At 72.1% G+C, this 16,118-nt stretch carries 18 protein-coding genes; 8 read left to right on the forward strand and 10 right to left on the reverse strand.

The features are described from left to right. The first annotated feature begins 114 nt into the window (after positions 1 to 114). Positions 115 to 762 carry a TetR family transcriptional regulator gene (locus OG462_RS08665; protein WP_406056072.1) on the forward strand — a complete coding sequence of 216 codons (648 nt, stop codon included), beginning with the start codon at positions 115 to 117 and terminating at the stop codon, positions 760 to 762. 90 nt (positions 763 to 852) lie between these two features. On the opposite strand, the gene def is transcribed toward OG462_RS08665, so the two are convergent. Continuing rightward, a complete protein-coding gene (def, locus tag OG462_RS08670; RefSeq protein WP_406056074.1) occupies positions 853 to 1,413 on the reverse strand; it encodes a peptide deformylase in 561 nt (186 codons plus the stop codon). A 126-nt stretch (positions 1,414 to 1,539) separates the two neighbouring features. Between def and OG462_RS08675 the strand changes: the two genes are divergently transcribed. From OG462_RS08675 to OG462_RS08695, 5 genes are all read left to right on the forward strand, one after another. Further along, positions 1,540 to 2,787: a MurT ligase domain-containing protein gene (locus tag OG462_RS08675; protein ID WP_406056076.1), complete on the forward strand. Its 1,248-nt coding sequence runs from the start codon at positions 1,540 to 1,542 to the stop codon at positions 2,785 to 2,787. Positions 2,788 to 2,806: 19 nt separating this feature from the next. Further along, a complete protein-coding gene (locus tag OG462_RS08680; protein ID WP_406056078.1) occupies positions 2,807 to 3,535 on the forward strand; it encodes a type 1 glutamine amidotransferase in 729 nt (242 codons plus the stop codon). 192 nt (positions 3,536 to 3,727) lie between these two features. Continuing rightward, the gene (locus tag OG462_RS08685) at positions 3,728 to 4,753 is read left to right on the forward strand and encodes a 6-phosphofructokinase (RefSeq protein ID WP_406056080.1); all 1,026 of its coding nucleotides are present in this window, start codon (positions 3,728 to 3,730) and stop codon (positions 4,751 to 4,753) included. 103 nt (positions 4,754 to 4,856) lie between these two features. Beyond that, complete coding sequence (locus OG462_RS08690; RefSeq protein WP_406056082.1) at positions 4,857 to 5,801, forward strand: cytochrome c oxidase assembly protein; 945 nt, start codon at positions 4,857 to 4,859, stop codon at positions 5,799 to 5,801. Between the two features lie 184 nt (positions 5,802 to 5,985). Next, complete coding sequence (locus tag OG462_RS08695) at positions 5,986 to 6,195, forward strand: hypothetical protein (protein WP_406066929.1); 210 nt, start codon at positions 5,986 to 5,988, stop codon at positions 6,193 to 6,195. Between the two features lie 88 nt (positions 6,196 to 6,283). Here the strand turns inward: OG462_RS08695 and OG462_RS08700 are convergent, their stop codons facing one another. After that, positions 6,284 to 7,294 (reverse strand): DUF3048 domain-containing protein, encoded by a 1,011-nt coding sequence (locus OG462_RS08700; protein WP_406056084.1) that lies wholly within the window; start codon positions 7,292 to 7,294, stop codon positions 6,284 to 6,286. A gap of 79 nt (positions 7,295 to 7,373) precedes the next feature. Here OG462_RS08700 and OG462_RS08705 point away from each other — a divergent pair, with 79 nt between their 5' ends. Then, a complete protein-coding gene (locus OG462_RS08705) occupies positions 7,374 to 8,057 on the forward strand; it encodes a lysophospholipid acyltransferase family protein (protein WP_406066437.1) in 684 nt (227 codons plus the stop codon). 100 nt (positions 8,058 to 8,157) lie between these two features. After that, a complete protein-coding gene (locus OG462_RS08710; protein WP_406056085.1) occupies positions 8,158 to 9,195 on the forward strand; it encodes an NAD-dependent epimerase/dehydratase family protein in 1,038 nt (345 codons plus the stop codon). 66 nt (positions 9,196 to 9,261) lie between these two features. On the opposite strand, the gene OG462_RS08715 is transcribed toward OG462_RS08710, so the two are convergent. From OG462_RS08715 to OG462_RS08750, 8 genes are all read right to left on the reverse strand, one after another. Next, the gene (locus tag OG462_RS08715) at positions 9,262 to 10,842 is read right to left on the reverse strand and encodes an alpha/beta hydrolase (RefSeq protein WP_406056087.1); all 1,581 of its coding nucleotides are present in this window, start codon (positions 10,840 to 10,842) and stop codon (positions 9,262 to 9,264) included. A gap of 178 nt (positions 10,843 to 11,020) precedes the next feature. Continuing rightward, a complete protein-coding gene (locus OG462_RS08720) occupies positions 11,021 to 11,764 on the reverse strand; it encodes an urease accessory protein UreD (protein ID WP_406066439.1) in 744 nt (247 codons plus the stop codon). Next, the gene (ureG, locus tag OG462_RS08725) at positions 11,761 to 12,438 is read right to left on the reverse strand and encodes an urease accessory protein UreG (RefSeq protein ID WP_406056089.1); all 678 of its coding nucleotides are present in this window, start codon (positions 12,436 to 12,438) and stop codon (positions 11,761 to 11,763) included. The genes OG462_RS08720 and ureG overlap by 4 nt, the downstream gene beginning before the upstream one ends. Positions 12,439 to 12,457: 19 nt before the next feature. Beyond that, a complete protein-coding gene (locus tag OG462_RS08730) occupies positions 12,458 to 13,123 on the reverse strand; it encodes an urease accessory protein UreF (protein ID WP_406056091.1) in 666 nt (221 codons plus the stop codon). Further along, positions 13,123 to 14,844 carry an urease subunit alpha gene (locus OG462_RS08735; RefSeq protein ID WP_406056093.1) on the reverse strand — a complete coding sequence of 574 codons (1,722 nt, stop codon included), beginning with the start codon at positions 14,842 to 14,844 and terminating at the stop codon, positions 13,123 to 13,125. The genes OG462_RS08730 and OG462_RS08735 overlap by 1 nt, the downstream gene beginning before the upstream one ends. Next, positions 14,837 to 15,235, reverse strand: a complete 399-nt coding sequence (locus OG462_RS08740) for an urease subunit beta (RefSeq protein WP_406056095.1) — start codon at positions 15,233 to 15,235, stop codon at positions 14,837 to 14,839. The genes OG462_RS08735 and OG462_RS08740 overlap by 8 nt, the downstream gene beginning before the upstream one ends. 13 nt (positions 15,236 to 15,248) lie before the next feature. Further along, positions 15,249 to 15,551, reverse strand: coding sequence for an urease subunit gamma (locus OG462_RS08745; protein WP_406056097.1), 303 nt, complete (start codon positions 15,549 to 15,551; stop codon positions 15,249 to 15,251). A gap of 238 nt (positions 15,552 to 15,789) precedes the next feature. Further along, complete coding sequence (locus tag OG462_RS08750; protein ID WP_266902731.1) at positions 15,790 to 16,068, reverse strand: type II toxin-antitoxin system Phd/YefM family antitoxin; 279 nt, start codon at positions 16,066 to 16,068, stop codon at positions 15,790 to 15,792. Between the last annotated feature and the right edge of the window lie 50 nt (positions 16,069 to 16,118).

A 16,118-nucleotide genomic window follows, 5' to 3' on the forward strand; every position in this document is an offset into this window, starting at 1 on the left:
CGGGTATACGCTGTCAACCTGCGGTGGAGCGGTTCCGCCCGACCGGCACCGGACACCGGCCGGGTGTTACGTTGCGACAGCCTCACGGAATCGCACGGGCGGGGAGACACGCTTATGGACATCGCACACCGGACCACCGACCAGCAGACGCCCGCCGAACAGCGGCGACGCGAACTGCTGGAGGCGGCGGACCGGGTGGTGCTCCGCGACGGCCCCAAGGCGTCCATGAACGCGATCGCCGCCGAGGCCGGCATCACCAAGCCGATCCTCTACCGCCACTTCGGCGACAAGGGCGGCCTCTACCGCGCCCTCGCCATCCGGCACACGGACGCCCTCCTCGCCGCCCTGCGGGCCGCGCTCGACGCGCCCTCCGACCGCCGTCGCCGCGTCGAGTCCACCCTGGACACCTACCTCGCCTCGATCGAGGCGATGCCCCAGGTCTACCGCTTCCTCATGCACCCGGCGGAGGAGTCGCACCAGACCGAGCAGGGCTTCGACGTCGGCCGCCACTCGGCCCCGCTGCTCCGCCGCATGGGCGAGGAGCTCGGCCAGGTCATCGCCGAACGCGTCGACCTGGGCCCCGACGCAGAGGTCCAGGCCCGCATCTGGGGACACGGCATCGTCGGCATGATGCACGCGGCCGGCGACTGGTGGCTCGGCGAGCGCCCCTGCTCCCGCGCCGACCTCGTCCGCAGCCTGGCCGACCTCCTGTGGGGCCGACTCGCGCAGGCACCGGACCTCCCCGGCGGCCCGGGGTTCTAGCCGGGACCGTCGGACTCCGAGACAGTCGGTGCTCCGGGACAACTGGACTCCGGGACCGTCGGGCTCCGGGACAGCCGGACTCCGGCACCGTCAGCCCTCCAGCACCCCGACCCCGCTCCCCCACGGCTGCTTGCGGATCGCGCGGATCAGACGTGACTTGCGCCACCCCATGACGTGGTCCACGTAGACCCCGCCCTCCAGGTGGTCGGCCTCGTGCTGAAGACAGCGGGCGAAGAAACCCGTGCCCTCCACCCGCACCGGAGTCCCGTCCACCCGTACTCCCTCGACCACCGCGCGGTCGTAACGGGGCGTCGGAGCCTCCATACCCGGCAGGGAGAGACAGCCCTCCGGGCCCCGGAACAGGTCACCGTCCGCCGCCACCAGGCGCGGGTTCACGACATGTCCCAGGTGGCGGGTCTCCTCGTCGTCGGGGCAGTCGTACACGAAGACGCGCAGGCCCACGCCCACCTGGTTCGCCGCCAGGCCGACGCCGTTCGCCGCGTACATCGTGGCGAACATGTCCTCGACGAGCCGGGCCAGTTCGGGTCCGAAGTCGGTGACGGGCGCGCAGGGGGTGTGCAGGACGGGGTCGCCGAGCAGAGTCATCGCTCGGACGTGGCCGGAACTGCCGGGGATGGGGCGGTTTCGCATGGCGGTAAGGGTACGGTCCGCCGTGACCTGGCTGTTTCGCACGGCCGCTCGGCGGTGCCGCTGTTCGGGCTGCTGGCCGGATCTCGATAGGCTGAGCCCGGACCGACGCAAGGAGGAACAAGAACGATGTCAGGACACCCCGGTAATCCAGAGCCGCTGTCGCCGCGCGCCAAGCTGGCCGTGACGGCGGGCAGGGCCGCGGCCGCGGTGTCGCGTGCGGCGGGACGCGGCAGCGGGTCGGTGATCGGCGGCAAGGTGGCGCTGAAGCTGGACCCCGACCTCCTCGGCCGGCTCGCACAGCATCTGGACGTCGTCCTGGTGTCGGCGACCAACGGCAAGACGACGACGACCCGGCTGATCGCGGAGGCGCTGCGCGCCGCCGGCCCCGTCGTCTCGAACGCCCTCGGCGCCAACATGCCCGCCGGCATCACCTCGGCGCTGGCCGGCGGCTCGGAGTCGAAGTACGGAGTGATCGAGGTCGACGAGAAGTACCTCGCCGGCGTCGCCCGTGACACCACGCCCAAGGTGATCGCGCTGCTCAACCTCTCCCGCGACCAGCTCGACCGCGCCGCCGAGACCCGGATGCTCGCCGAGAAGTGGCGCGAGGGTCTCAACGGCACGAAGGCCGTCGTCGTCGCGAACGCCGACGACCCGCTCATCGTGTGGGCCGCCTCCTCCTCGCCGAACGTGGTGTGGGTGGCCGCCGGCCAGGAGTGGAAGGACGACGCCTGGTCGTGCCCCGCCTGCGGCGGTGTGATGCAGCGCCCGGGCGACGACTGGTTCTGCGGCGAGTGCGGCTTCCGCCGTCCCGCGCCGAGCTGGGCGCTCAGCGGCGACCACGTGCTCGACCCGCACGGTTCGGCCTGGCCGATCCGTCTGCAGCTGCCCGGCCGCGCCAACAAGGCGAACGCCGCGACCTCTGCCGCCGTCGCCGCCGTCTTCGGTGTGCCGCCGCAGGTGGCCCTGGAGCGGATGTACCAGGTGCAGGCCGTCGCCGGACGCTACGACGTGGTGTCCTTCCAGGGCCGTGACCTGCGTCTGCTGCTCGCGAAGAACCCGGCCGGCTGGCTCGAAACGTTTTCCCTCATCGACGGGCCGCCCGCCCCGGTGATCCTCTCCGTCAACGCGCGCGGCGCCGACGGCACGGACACCTCCTGGTTGTGGGACGTGGACTACGGCCGGCTCGCCGGACACCCGATCATGGTGATCGGCGACCGCCGGCTGGACCTCGCGGTCCGCCTGGAGGTCGCGGGTGTGGACTTCCGCGTCTGCGAGACGCTGGACGAGGCCGTCGCGATGGCCCCGCCCGGACAGATCGAGCTGATCGCCAACTACACCGCCTTCCAGGACGTCCGCCGCCGCGTCGGCAACTGACCCGTAGAGGACTTGCAGCATGAGTGACAGCAGCCTGCGCCTGGTCTGGGTCTACCCGGACCTGCTCAGCACCTACGGCGACCAGGGCAACGTCCTCGTCGTCGAGCGCCGCGCCCTGCAGCGCGGCCTCAGCGTCGAGCGCGTCGACGTCCGCAGCGACCAGCCGGTCCCGACCTCGGGCGACATCTATCTGATCGGCGGCGGCGAGGACCGTCCGCAGCGGCTCGCGGCCGAGCGGCTGCGGCGGGACGGCGGCCTGAGCCGCGCCGCCTCCAACGGTGCGATCATCTTCTCGGTCTGCGCCGGCTACCAGATCCTGGGCCACGAGTTCATCAACGACCTCGGCGAGCGGGAGGCCGGTCTCGGTCTCATCGACGTGATCTCGACCCGCGGCGAGGGCGAGCGGTGCGTCGGTGACGTCCTCGCGGACATCGACCCGCGGCTCGGCCTGCCCCAGCTGACGGGCTTCGAGAACCACCAGGGCATCACCCATCTCGGCCCGACGGCCAGGCCGTTCGCCCGGACCGTCTTCGGCAACGGCAACGGGACCGGCGACGGCACCGAGGGCGCGTACAACGACACCGTCTTCGGTACGTACATGCACGGCCCCGTCATGGCGCGCAACCCGCAGATCGCGGACCTGCTCCTGAAGCTGGCCCTCGACGTGAACGCGCTGCCGCCGACCGACGACCGCTGGTACGAGGCCCTGCGCGCCGAGCGCATCGCGGCGGCCACGCAGCCCGCCTAGGGCCCGTACGGCCCCGAACCGAAGACAGGGCCGAGGCAACACACGCACCGCCGTTGGTCCCTCGTACGAACGTACGTTGTCCACTGTGCGGACATCCGGTTCGGCCCCGCCACCCTGCACCGATAGGGTGGCGGGGATCCAGCCGGACGACGTGGTCCGGGAGTCGGCCCACGTTGCAAAGGTTTTTGGGCTATGCGCATTGGCGTGCTCACCTCCGGCGGAGACTGCCCCGGTCTGAACGCTGTCATCCGTTCCGTCGTGCACCGCGCCGTCGTCGATCACGGCGACGAGGTCATCGGCTTCCACGACGGGTGGAAGGGCCTCCTGGAGTGCGACTACCGCAAGCTCGACCTCGAAGCGGTGGGCGGCATCCTGGCCCGGGGCGGCACCATCCTCGGTTCCTCGCGGGTCCAGCCCGCGCACCTGGTCGACGGCGTCGAGCGCGCCCGCGGCCATGTCGCCGACCTGGGACTCGACGCGATCATCCCGATCGGCGGCGAGGGCACCCTCAAGGCGGCGAACCTGCTCTCCGAGGCGGGCCTCCCGATCGTCGGTGTCCCGAAGACCATCGACAACGACATCGCCTCCACCGACGTCACCTTCGGCTTCGACACGGCCGTGACGGTCGCCACCGAGGCCCTCGACCGGCTGAAGACCACCGCCGAGTCGCACCAGCGGGTCCTCGTCGTCGAGGTCATGGGACGTCACACCGGCTGGATAGCGCTGCACTCCGGCATGGCCGCCGGCGCGCACGCCGTGGTCGTACCCGAGCGCCCCTTCGACATGGACGAGCTGACCACCCGGGTCGGCGAGCGCTTCGAGGCCGGCAAGCGGTTCGCGATCGTGGTCGTGGCCGAGGGCGCGAAGCCGCGTGAGGGCTCGATGGAGTTCAAGACCGCCGGCACCGACATCTACGGCCACGAGCGCTTCACCGGGATCGCCAACCAGCTCTCCGTGGAGCTGGAGCGGCGCCTGGGCAAGGAGGCCCGTCCGGTGATCCTCGGTCACGTCCAGCGCGGCGGCACCCCCACCGCGTACGACCGTGTCCTCGCGACCCGCTTCGGGTGGCACGCCGTCGAGGCGGCGCACCGCGGCCAGTTCGGCATGCTGACGGCGCTGCGCGGCACGGACATCACGATGGTTCCGCTGGCCCAGGCCGTGGAGAGCCTCAAGACGGTCCCCGCCGACCGTTACGCCGAGGCCGAGTGCGTGATCTGAGCCACGCCCGCGCGTGACACCGCCCCCGGTCGCAGTCGCGGCCGGGGGCGGTTCTAGTCTGGTGCGGACAACAAGCGCGAATCGGGCTCCAGGAGTACACACGATGGATCACAGCGGGCACGGCATGACCACGGATCTGCCGCCGTTCACGCTGGGACGGGGCCTGGAGTTCTCTCCCGACCTGTTCTTCCTGGTCGGCTGCCTCGCGGCGCTCGGTCTGTACGGCTGGGGCGTGGCGCGGCTGCGGCGGCGCGGGGACGCGTGGCCGGTGAGCCGGACGGTGTTCTTCACGGTCGGCGTGCTGACCATCGCGCTCGTCATGTGCACCAAGCTCAACGACTACGGCATGGTCATGTTCAGCGTGCACATGGTGCAGCACATGGTGATCTCCATGCTGTCGCCGATCCTGCTGCTGCTCGGTGCGCCGGTGACGCTGGCCCTGCGTGCGCTGCCGGTGGCGGGCCGGGGCTCGACGGGGCCGCGCGAGCTGCTCCTGAAGCTGCTGCACAGCCGGTACATGAAGGTGATCACGCACCCCGGCTTCACGATCCCGATGTTCATCGCGAGCCTGTACGCGCTGTACTTCACGCCCTTGTTCGACTTCCTGATGGGCTCGAAGCCGGGTCACATCGGGATGATGGTCCACTTCCTGATGGTGGGCGTGGTCTTCTTCTGGCCGATCATGGGCGTCGACCCGGGCCCGCACCGGCCGGGCTATGTGATGCGGATGCTGGAGCTGTTCGCAGGCATGCCGTTCCACGCCTTCTTCGGCATCGCGCTGATGATGGCCTCGGAGCCGATGGTCAAGGCGTACCAGAACCCGCCGGCCTCGCTGGGGATCGACGCGCTCACCGACCAGAACGCGGCGGGCGGCATCGCCTGGGCGTTCAGCGAGATCCCGTCCGTGCTCGTGCTGATCGCGCTGGTCTACCAGTGGTACCACTCCGAGCAGCGGCAGGCGGTCCGCCTGGACCGGGCGGCCGACCGGGACGGGGACAAGGAGCTGGAGGCGTACAACGCGTACCTGGCCTCGCTCCGGAGCCGGTGACGATCGGCGCGCTGTGAGCGGACCCGTTCCGGGCCCGGTGCCGCACCTCGTAGGGGGTGCGACACCGGGCCCGGTTCCGTTTCCGGCGCACGCCGGAGCGCCCGGGGAGTAGCGCGCGCCCCTCTCGGGGGGTCACGATGGCTTGGACGGCTTCCACGACCTCGGTCGGGAGGAGGGCGGACTGATGTCCGGTGGCACGAAGACGATGGCGGTGCTCACCTGCGCCGCAGTGGTGCTCACGACGGCGTACACGGTGGCTCTCGGCAGCAGCGGCTGGCTCTGGTTCGGCTCGGTGGTTCTCTGTGTGGCGACGATCGGCCTGGCCGCGTCGGACAACGCGACCCCGGCGGGACCCCGCCGCCCACCGACGGGTCCGGGGCCGGCGAATCCCTGAACCGCCCTGACCGGCGTGGCGCACCCCAGGAGGCGCAGTGACAGGCGCCGCGAAGCCAGGGGAGCCCGGCCTGACCGGCAGGGCACCTCTAGCTTCGCGGCGCCAGGACCACCCAGACCTGTCCCGGTGCGAAGGCCAGTGGCTCACCGCCCGGGGTCGTGAACGTGGTGCCCGATGTCGCCGACGAACGGGACCAGCGGGCTTCGTGGGCGCGCCCGTCGCGCAGGACCAGCGCGGTGCCGCTGCCGACGGTCTCGGTGTACGGGGAGACCGCGCCGGTGATGTCGTGGAGGCCGGAGGGACGGACGGTGACGTGCTGGACGACCACGGTCGACGGCGCCAGGGGTCCCGTGTCGGTGGCGCGGGCCGCGCGGCCGTCCATCGCCACCCGCCAGGTCCGGTCGGAGGCGGACCAGGTGAAGGTGTAGCGGGCCGCCGGGTAGCGGACGGTCTCGGAGTCGACCGGGGTGCCGCCCCCCGGGGCGGGCCCGAAGCGGAAGCCGATGTCCCGGGCGTTCTGGGGCTCGGGGACGGTGCCGAGGGCCCGCTCGGGGCGCAGGTAGAGGTTGTGCGGGGCGGCCCGGTCCGGGGAGCGCCGGAAGGCGCCGGGGGTGGTGGTCTCGGTGACGGGGTGGAGCGGCGCGGCGCGCAGCAGGGGGTTCAGGGCGGACTGAGCCCCCGAGTAGGCGAGGACCGGCCGGCCGAAGGCGCCGAGCAGTTCTATGTCGGACTCGCGGGCGCTGCGGACGGGTCCGACAAGGTCGGGGAGGCGGGAGGAGTACACGGCGAGGAGCCGGGTCGCACCGCCCTCGACCTGTTCGACGTAGACGAGATCGGCGGCGCCGAGCCCGGTGTGGGGGCGGGCCGCGGCCACGTTGTCGATCTTCACGGCGAGCACCGGGGCCGCTCGTGCCGGGAGCCCGGTGAAGGGCGAGAGGCCGGTCGGGGCGGGTGTCGTGGTGGCGGGCGCGGGAGTCGGCGTCGGGGTCGGCTCCGGCGGGCCCGAGTCCGAGCAGCCGTACAACCCGGCCGCCGCCACCGCGCACAGCAGCGCGGTGAGGACGCGGCCGGGGCGCCTGGCTCCGCGCTCGCCTGTCATGATGACGCTCCCCCACCAGTGGACCACGGGCCCGCGCACGGATACAACGGGCTTGACGGACGACGAACGGGGGTCGCGGGTGTTCTACCACCTGATGAAGTACGTACTGCTGGGGCCGCTCCTGAAGCTGCTCTTCCGACCGCGGATCGAGGGGCTCGAGCACATCCCGGAGGAGGGCGCGGCGATCGTCGCGGGCAATCACCTCTCCTTCTCGGACCACTTCCTGATGCCGGTCGTGCTCGATCGGCGCATCACCTTCCTGGCGAAGCAGGAGTACTTCACGGGGCCCGGGATCAGGGGCAGGCTCACGGCCGCCTTCTTCCGGGCGGCCGGTCAGATCCCGGTCGACCGCTCGGGCAAGGAGGCCGGGAAGGCGGCGATCCGGGAGGGCCTCGGTGTGCTCGACAAGGGCGAGCTCCTCGGCATCTACCCGGAGGGGACGCGCTCGCACGACGGGCGGCTCTACAAGGGGAAGGTGGGCGTCGCGGTGATGGCGCTGACGGCCGGGGTGCCGGTGGTGCCCTGCGCGATGGTGGGGACCTTCGAGATCCAGCCGCCGGGGAAGGTCGTGCCGCGGATCCGCCGGGTCACCATCCGGTTCGGGGCACCGCTGGACTTCTCCCGGTTCGCCGGGTCGGCGGGTGAGCGGGCGGTGGTCCGCGCGGTGACGGACGAGATCATGTACGAGATCCTCCGCCTGTCCGGTCAGGAGTACGTGGACGACTACGCGGCGGTGGTGAAGGCCGCGGAGGCGGAGGGCTGAGCCGTGGCGGGAAAGTTCCCGCGCGCCGAACGCTGAGGGCGGATCCGCGCTCGGCGCAAACCCCTGGGCCACCGCACCGGGCGGTCGTAGCGTCACGCTCATGACCAAGGGAAACGCTTTCGTGCTGGGTGGATCGGGACAGGTGGGGCGGGCGGCCGTGCGGGCCCTCGTCGGGGACGGCTGGGAGGTGACGGCCGTCTCGCGGGGCGGCGGCAGGGACGACAGATGGCCGGCCGAGGTGCGGTCGGTGGCGCTCGACCGGACCGAGGAGGGCGCACTCGCGGCCGCCCTGGGCGACGGGTGCGACGTGCTCGTGGACATCGTGGCGTACGACGCCGGGCACGGCCGGCAGTTGACGGGCCTCGCGGACCGGATCGGTTCGGCGGTGGTGGTGTCGAGCGGCGCCGTCTACGAGGACGAGCAGGGGCGCAGCTTCGACACCCAGGACCGGCCGGACGGCTTCCCCGCCTATCCGCTGCCGATCCCGGAGGACTGCCGGACGGTCGCGCCCGGCGACAGCACGTACGGGACGCGGAAGGTGGCCCTGGAGCGGGAGCTGCTCGCGGCGGGTGACGCACTGGCGACGACGGTGCTGCGGCCGGGCGCGATCCACGGACCGTACTCTCCGGGACCGCGCGAGCTGTGGTTCGTGAAGCGGGCGCTCGACGGGCGGCCGGTGCGCCTTCTCGCGTACGGCGGGACCTCGCGGTTCCACCCGGTGCACGTGGACAACCTCGCGGAGCTCGTGCGGCTCTCGGCGGCGAAGCCCGGTAGCCGGGTGCTCAACTGCGGGGACCCGGAGGCGCCCACGGTGGCGGAGATCGGGGCGGCGATCGACGCGGTCATGGGCGTCGAGAGCGAGACGGTGCTGATCGAGGGCGCGCCGCCGGAGGACGTCGTGGGAGCCACCCCGTGGACGGCGCCCCGGAACGTGGTCTACGACATGGCGGCGGCCGAGCGGGAGTTGGGGTACCGGCCGGTGGTGTCGTACGCCGCGTCGCTGCCGGAGACGGTCGCGTGGCTGAGCGAGCGGGTGGCGGGACGGGACTGGCGGGAGGCCTTCCCTGCTTGGGCGCGGCACGGGATGGACTGGTTCGCCTACGCGGCGGAGGACGCCTGGCTGGCCGCCCGTCGATGATTCCGGAGTGAGGAGAGGGGCGGCCGTCGGACGGCCGCCCCTCTCTTCATGCTCCTGTGCGGCCTGTTACGGCTGCGGCGTGGCGTGCGGGGCGCAGGTCTGGTCCCTGGCGTCCAGCTTCCCGGTCAGCAGGTAGGCCTCGACCTTGGTGTTGAGGCAGGGGTTGACCAGGTTGGTGATGCCGTGCGAGCCGGCGTCCTTCTCCGTGATCAGGCGCGAGCCCTTGAACCGCTTGTGCAGCTCGACGGCACCGGTGTACGGGGTGGCGGCGTCACGCTCGGACTGGGTGATGAGCACCGGCGGCAGGCCCTTGCCGGTCTTCACCTCGGTCGGGCGCTGGCGCGGCGCGGACCAGGTGGCGCAGGGCAGGTTCATCCATGCGTTGGACCAGGTCATGAAGGGGTACTGCGCGTGGAGCCGGCTGTTGTCCCGGTCCCACTTCTTCCAGCTGGTCGGCCAGGGGGTGTCGTTGCACTCGACCGCGGTGTAGACGGCGTTGCCGTTCTCCGAGGCGATGTTCCCGGCCGTGTCCGTGAGGTCGGCGGCCGCGTTGTCGATCAGCGGCTGCGGGTCGCCCGCGGCGTACGCGCTCCAGGCCTCGGCCACGGGGGCCCACATGGAGTCGTAGTAGGGGGCGTTCTGGAAGAAGCCGATGAGCTCGGCGGGGCCGACCTTGCCGCCGAGGGGCGCCTTCTTGGCGGCGGCGCGCAGGGTCACCCACTGCTGCCGGACCTCTGCCAGGGTGTCGCCGAGGTGGTAGGTGGCGTCGTGCTGGGCGACCCAGGTCATCCAGTCCGTGAGCCGGCCCTCGAAGGCGATGTCCTGGCCGAGGTTGGCCTCGTACCAGATGTTGCTCGTCGACGGGTCGACGACGCTGTCGAGGACCATGCGGCGGACGTGGGTCGGGAAGAGGGTGCCGTAGACCGCGCCGAGGTAGGTGCCGTAGGAGACACCGACGAAGTTGAGCTTCTTCTCGCCGAGGGCGGCGCGGACGACATCGAGGTCACGCGCGGTGTTGCGGGTGTTGATGTACGGCAGGAGGTCGCCGTTCTTCTCGGCGCAGCCCTGGGCGTACTCGGCGGCGAGCTTGCGCTGCGCGCGCTTGTCGGCCTCGCTGTCGGGGACCGGGTCGAGCTTGGGGCCCTTGACGAACTCGGTCGGGTCGACGCACGAGATGGGGGCCGACTTGCCGACACCGCGCGGGTCGAAGCCCACGAAGTCGTAGGCCTTGGCGGCGCTCGCCCAGATCGCGTTCTTGGTGGTGACCCGGCGCGGGAAGCGCAGGCCGGAGCCGCCGGGGCCGCCCGGGTTGTAGAGGAGCGCGCCCTGGCGCTCGGCGGGGGTGCCGGTGGAGTTGATCCGGTCGACGGCGATCTTGATCTTCTTGCCGTTGGGCTTCGCGTAGTCGACGGGGACGGTGACGAAGCCGCACTGGATCGGCTTCTCCAGGCCCCAGTCGGCCGGGCAGTCCTGCCAGTCGATGCCCGCCTGCGCGGCCCGCGCCGCGGCGACGACGACGCCGATCGACTCGGCGTCGCGCAGGTGACGGTTGCTGTCGGCGTTCGCGGCCGGGGCCGCGAACGCGCCCGCGACGAGCGTGCCCGCTATCAGAGTGCCGGCCGAGCCGAGCACTGCCGTACGTCTCACGTGTCTCCCCCTGTGGGGGCGCCGCCCCCCGTGGCGGCGCCGTGTGTTGACTGTCCGGGGGATCCTTTCGTCCCGGAGGCTCCCGACGAAAGGGCGAACACGTGTTTCTTTGCCGAACCAATAACCGGTGAACGGTGTACCGCTGAGCGGTGACCTCCCGGACCCGGTACAGGACCGGTCAGAACGGGGCGAGTTCGGTCAGAGCGGTGTCGAGCAGGCGTCGCACCGCGAGGGCGTCCGGGGCGACGGCGGTCACGAGCGCCGCGGGTCCCGCGAGCGGGGTGACGGCGGCGTGCTCGCCGAGCAGCCTGGGCTCCACCGGCTTCTCCGCGAACGCCGGGTCGACGACGAGGAGCTGCCCGGTGGCCCGGTGGCCTCCGAGGACCGCGCCGCCGTCCCAGCCGCCGGGCGCGCCGGGACCGAACGCCAGCTCCTGGTCGAGGAGGGGGCGCCCGGCGCGGCGGACGGTGAGGCGGGTGACGAGGGTCCCGGGCGGTTCGCCGTGCCGGCCGAGGATCTGTTCCTCGCGGAGGACGAGGCGTGCCGTGGCGGCGAGTTCGACGACGGTACGCATGCGCAGGTCCGAGCCGTGGACGGAGACCAGCTGTTCGGGCAGCCAGCGGAGCACGCCCTCCTCGCCGACGGTGATCCGTACGTCGTACGCGGCGGGGTCCGCGCTCCGGCCCGGCAGCGCGAGGGTGGCGGCGGCCGAGTCGACCAGGAGCCGGGCCCCGTCGCGCACCTCGGTCTCGACGGCGAGCCGGTCACCGCCGAGCGGGGCGCTCATCGCCCCGACGACGGTGACCCGGGTGTACGGACCGGAGGCCCTGGTACGGCGCAGGGCCAGGGGCCCGTCGCTCACGAGCAGCGGCAGGCCGCCGTCGGCGTCGGCGACGATCCGGGCGGTGGCGCGCAGGCTCACGCGGTCCATGCCCCGAGCTGGGCCCGGACCCAGTCGGCGACGGGGCCGACGCCGTTCTCGGCGCGCAGCGAGGTGAAGGCGACGGGCAGTCCGCCGCGCTGCTCCTCGGCGTCGCGCGCCATCCGCTCCAGGTCGGAGCCCACGTAGGGGGCGAGGTCGGTCTTGTTGACGACGAGGAGGTCGGCGGTGGTGACGCCGGGGCCGCCCTTGCGCGGGATGTCGTCGCCGCCGGCCACGTCGATGACGAAGATCTGGGCGTCGACGAGGCCCTTGGAGAAGGTGGCGGTGAGGTTGTCGCCGCCGGACTCGACGAGGATGAGGTCGAGCGGGCCGACCGTGTCTTCGAGCTCCTCGACGGCTTCGAGGTTGGCGGAGATGTCGTCGCGGATGGCGGTGTGCGGGCAGGCACCGGTCTCGACGGCCTGGATGCGCTCGGGCGGCAGGACGGCGTTGCGGAGCAGGAACTCGGCGTCCTCCCGGGTGTAGATGTCGTTGGTCACGACGGCGAGGGAGAAGGTGTCGCGCAGGATCCGGCAGAGGGCGGCGACGGTGGCTGTCTTGCCGGAGCCGACCGGTCCGCCGAGCCCGATGCGCAGGGCGCGGCGGGTGCCGTCGGGGCGATGGGCGTCGGCGGAGACGGCGCCGAGGTGGTCGTGGCCGTGGTCGAGGTGCATGGGGCGGCTCCAGTGGTTCTCAGGATGCGAAGAGGCGGACGGGCCAGGACGCGTGCTGCTCGGCGGTGATGTCGAGGAGGGGCGCGGAGGCCGCGGGCAGGGCGTCGACGCCCTGCCGGGCGGCCGCCGCGGCGCGCTCGGCCACCCGGTCCATCTCGGGTGTGAGGCGGGCGAGGACGGCGGTGGCCTGGTAGGGGTCGAGACCGAGGAGGCGGACGACCGCGGTGGCGGGTCCGCCGACCGTCTCGTACGCGACGCAGTACGCGGCGTCCTCGGGGCCGAGTCCGGCGGCCAGGGCCGTCGTGCCGAGGACGACGGGCTGGTGGGCGCCGCGCGGGAACGCGGCGGCGAGCGCGTCGAGTCCGGGGCTCGGCCAGGTGGCGCGGGCGGCCCGCATCAGCTGACGGCCGAGCCTGCGGGCGGCGGCCCGCAGGGCGGGCGAGGGGGTGCGGGCGTCGGCGGCCGCGTCGAGTTCGCCCGGGTCGAGTCCGTGCGCGGCTCCGGCGGCGAGCGCGGCGGAGGTGAGGCCGGTGGTGTGCAGCCGGCCTCGGCAGAAGGCTTCGAGTCCGGCGGCGTCCTTGACGCGGCCGGCCTTGACGGCGGCCTCGGCGCCGCCGGAGTGGGCGTGCCCGCCGGCGGGGAAGCGCCCGTCGGCGAGCACGAGGAGGGCGGAGCGACTCGCCATCAGAAGAGGAAGTAACGCTGGGCCATGGGCAGTTCGGCGGCGGGTGCCGGCTCGACCGCCTCGCCGTCGATGGTCACCGTGAAGGTGTCGGCGTCGACTTCGACCCGGGGCAGGGCGTCGTTCTCCCGCATGTCCGCCTTGGACACCCGCCGGGTGTTGCCGATCGCGGTGAACTCCTTGTTCACGCCCACCCGTCGGGCGATGTCGTCCTCGATCGCCGCCTGGGCGACGAAGTTGACCGAACCGGCCGCCGCCGCCTTGCCGAGCGCGCCGAACATCGGCCGGGGCAGCACGGGTTGGGGCGTGGGGATGGAGGCGTTGGCGTCGCCCATCTGCGCGTACGCGATCTGGCCGCCCTTGAGGACGGTCAGCGGCTTCACCCCGAAGAAGGCGGGCTCCCAGAGGACCAGGTCGGCGAGCTTGCCGGGTTCGACCGAGCCGATGAGGTGGTCCATGCCCTGGGCCACGGCCGGGTTGATCGTGTACTTGGCGACGTAGCGGCGGGCGCGGTGGTTGTCGGCGCGGCCGTCCCCCGGCAGGGCTCCGCGTCGCTTCTTCATGACGTGGGCGGTCTGCCAGGTGCGCATGATCACCTCGCCGATGCGGCCCATGGCCTGGGAGTCGGAGGAGATGATCGAGATGGCACCCAGGTCGTGGAGGACGTCCTCGGCGGCGATGGTGGAGGGCCGGATCCGGGACTCGGCGAAGGCGAGATCCTCGGGGACGGCCGGGTTGAGGTGGTGGCAGACCATCAGCATGTCGAGGTGTTCCTCGATGGTGTTGACGGTGTGCGGCCGGGTCGGGTTGGTGGAGCTGGGCAGGATGTACGGCTCCGAGACCACCGTGATGATGTCGGGCGCGTGCCCGCCGCCGGCGCCCTCCGTGTGGTACGCGTGGACGGTCCGCCCGGCGATCGCGGCGAGGGTGTCTCCGACGAAACCGGCCTCGTTCAGGGTGTCGGTGTGGATGGCGAGCTGGGCACCCGTCTCCTCGCACACGCCCAGGCAGGCGTCGATCACGGCGGGGGTGGCGCCCCAGTCCTCGTGGATCTTGAATCCGAGGGCTCCGCCGCGCAGTTGGGAGTGCATGGCCTCCCGGGACATGGTGTTGCCCTTGCCGAGCAGACCGATGTTGACGGGGAAGGTGTCCAGGGCCTCGAACATCCGGGCCGTGTGCCAGGGTCCGGGGGTGACCGTGGTCGCCTTGGTGCCCTCGGCCGGTCCCGTACCGCCGCCGACGAGCGTGGTGACGCCGGTGGCGAGGGCCTGCTCGACGACGGTCGGCGAGATGAAGTGGACATGGGCGTCGACGGCACCGGCGGTGACGATCCGGCCGTTGCCGACGATGATCTCGGTCTCGGGGCCGATCACCAGGTCGGGGTGGACCCCGTCCATGGTGTCGGGGTTGCCGGCCTTGCCGAGTGCGGTGATCCGGCCGTCCCGGATCCCGATGTCCGCCTTGACGATGCCCCAGTGGTCGATGATCACGACGCCGGTGATCACCGTGTCGGGGGCGCCTTCGGCACGAGTGGTGCGGGCCTGGCCCATGGACTCGCGGATGACCTTGCCGCCGCCGAACACGGCCTCGTCGCCTGCGCGGCCGGGGCCGCCGCTGCGGTCCTCCTCGATCTCGACGAGGAGGTCGGTGTCGGCGAGCCGGATGCGGTCGCCGGTGGTGGGGCCGAACAGGTCGGCGTAGACGGCGCGGTGCAGCTCAGGCACGGTCGGCCCCCTCGGCCTCGTCGGTCTTGCTGGTCTCGTCGGTCCTGCTGGTCCCGCCGGTCTCGCTCGTCCTGCTGTCGGACGTGTCGAGCGGGCCCGCCGTCTCGCCGCGCAGGCCGGGCACGATCCGGCGGCCGGCGAGCGGGACGAGTTCGACCTCGACGGGGATGCCCGGCTCGAAGCGGACGGCGGTGCCTGCGGCGATGTGCAGCCGCTGTCCGCGCGCGGCGGCACGGTCGAACTCCAGGCCGGGGTTGACCTCGGCGAAGTGGTAGTGGGAGCCGATCTGGACGGGCCGGTCGGCGGCGTTGAGCACGGTCAGACGCGTGACGGGGCGCCCCTCGTTGAGGGCGACGGGGCCGTCCGCGTACAGGATCTCTCCGGGGATCATCGGCGCGGCCCGTTCAGAGGATGGGGTCGTGGACGGTGACGAGCTTGGTGCCGTCGGGGAAGGTGGCCTCGACCTGGACGTCGTGGATCATCTCGGGGATGCCGTCCATGACCTCGTCGCGGGTGATCACCTTGCGTCCGGAGGCCATCAGCTCGGCGACGGTGCGGCCGTCCCGGGCGCCTTCCAGGATGTGGGAGGTGATGAGGGCGACGGCCTCGGGGTGGTTGAGCCGCACACCCCGCGCCCGGCGCTTCTCGGCGACGTCCGCCGCCACATGGATGAGCAGGCGTTCCTGTTCGTGCGGGCTCAGTTGCACTCTTCCACCTCACAGTCGTCGACCGGGGGAACCCGGACAGCTGCGGACCCTACCGAGCGTCAACACCTTGTTGAACTGCGGAGATGTGGATCGCGGCCAGACATTGCACGTTAGGGCGGAAGTTTTTCCGGCTCGTTAACTCCGGCTTTGCGATCTCATGATCATCGGGCCGGAAGGCGCCGGGCGAGCAGAAGAAGAGGTGCCCGGCGCGCGGATCGGGACACGCGGGGCTCGCGCGCTAGGAGACGCCGGGCTCGCGGTGGTGGGCGGCGATGCCGAAGCGGCGCTGTTCGCCGGTAGCGGAGTCGAGCGGGTGGAGGCCGGAGACCGAGCTGATCACCTGCTCGTCGGCGGGCTTCTCGGCCGCTTCGAGTTCCTCCAGGTCAGCGGCGGACACCAGGGCGACGAGCGGCTTCCCGTGACGGGTGACGACGACGCGCTCCCCGCCGTATACGACGCGGTTGATCAGGTCGGCGAGCTCGGCTCGCGCTTGCGTCACCGGGATCTCGTAGGTCATGCTCCCCATCTTACGGGTTGTACATCCTGTACATTTTTTACAGATGGAGG

The sequence above is a fragment of the Streptomyces sp. NBC_01077 genome, from assembly GCF_045162855.1.
Classification (GTDB): Bacteria; Actinomycetota; Actinomycetes; order Streptomycetales; family Streptomycetaceae; genus Streptomyces.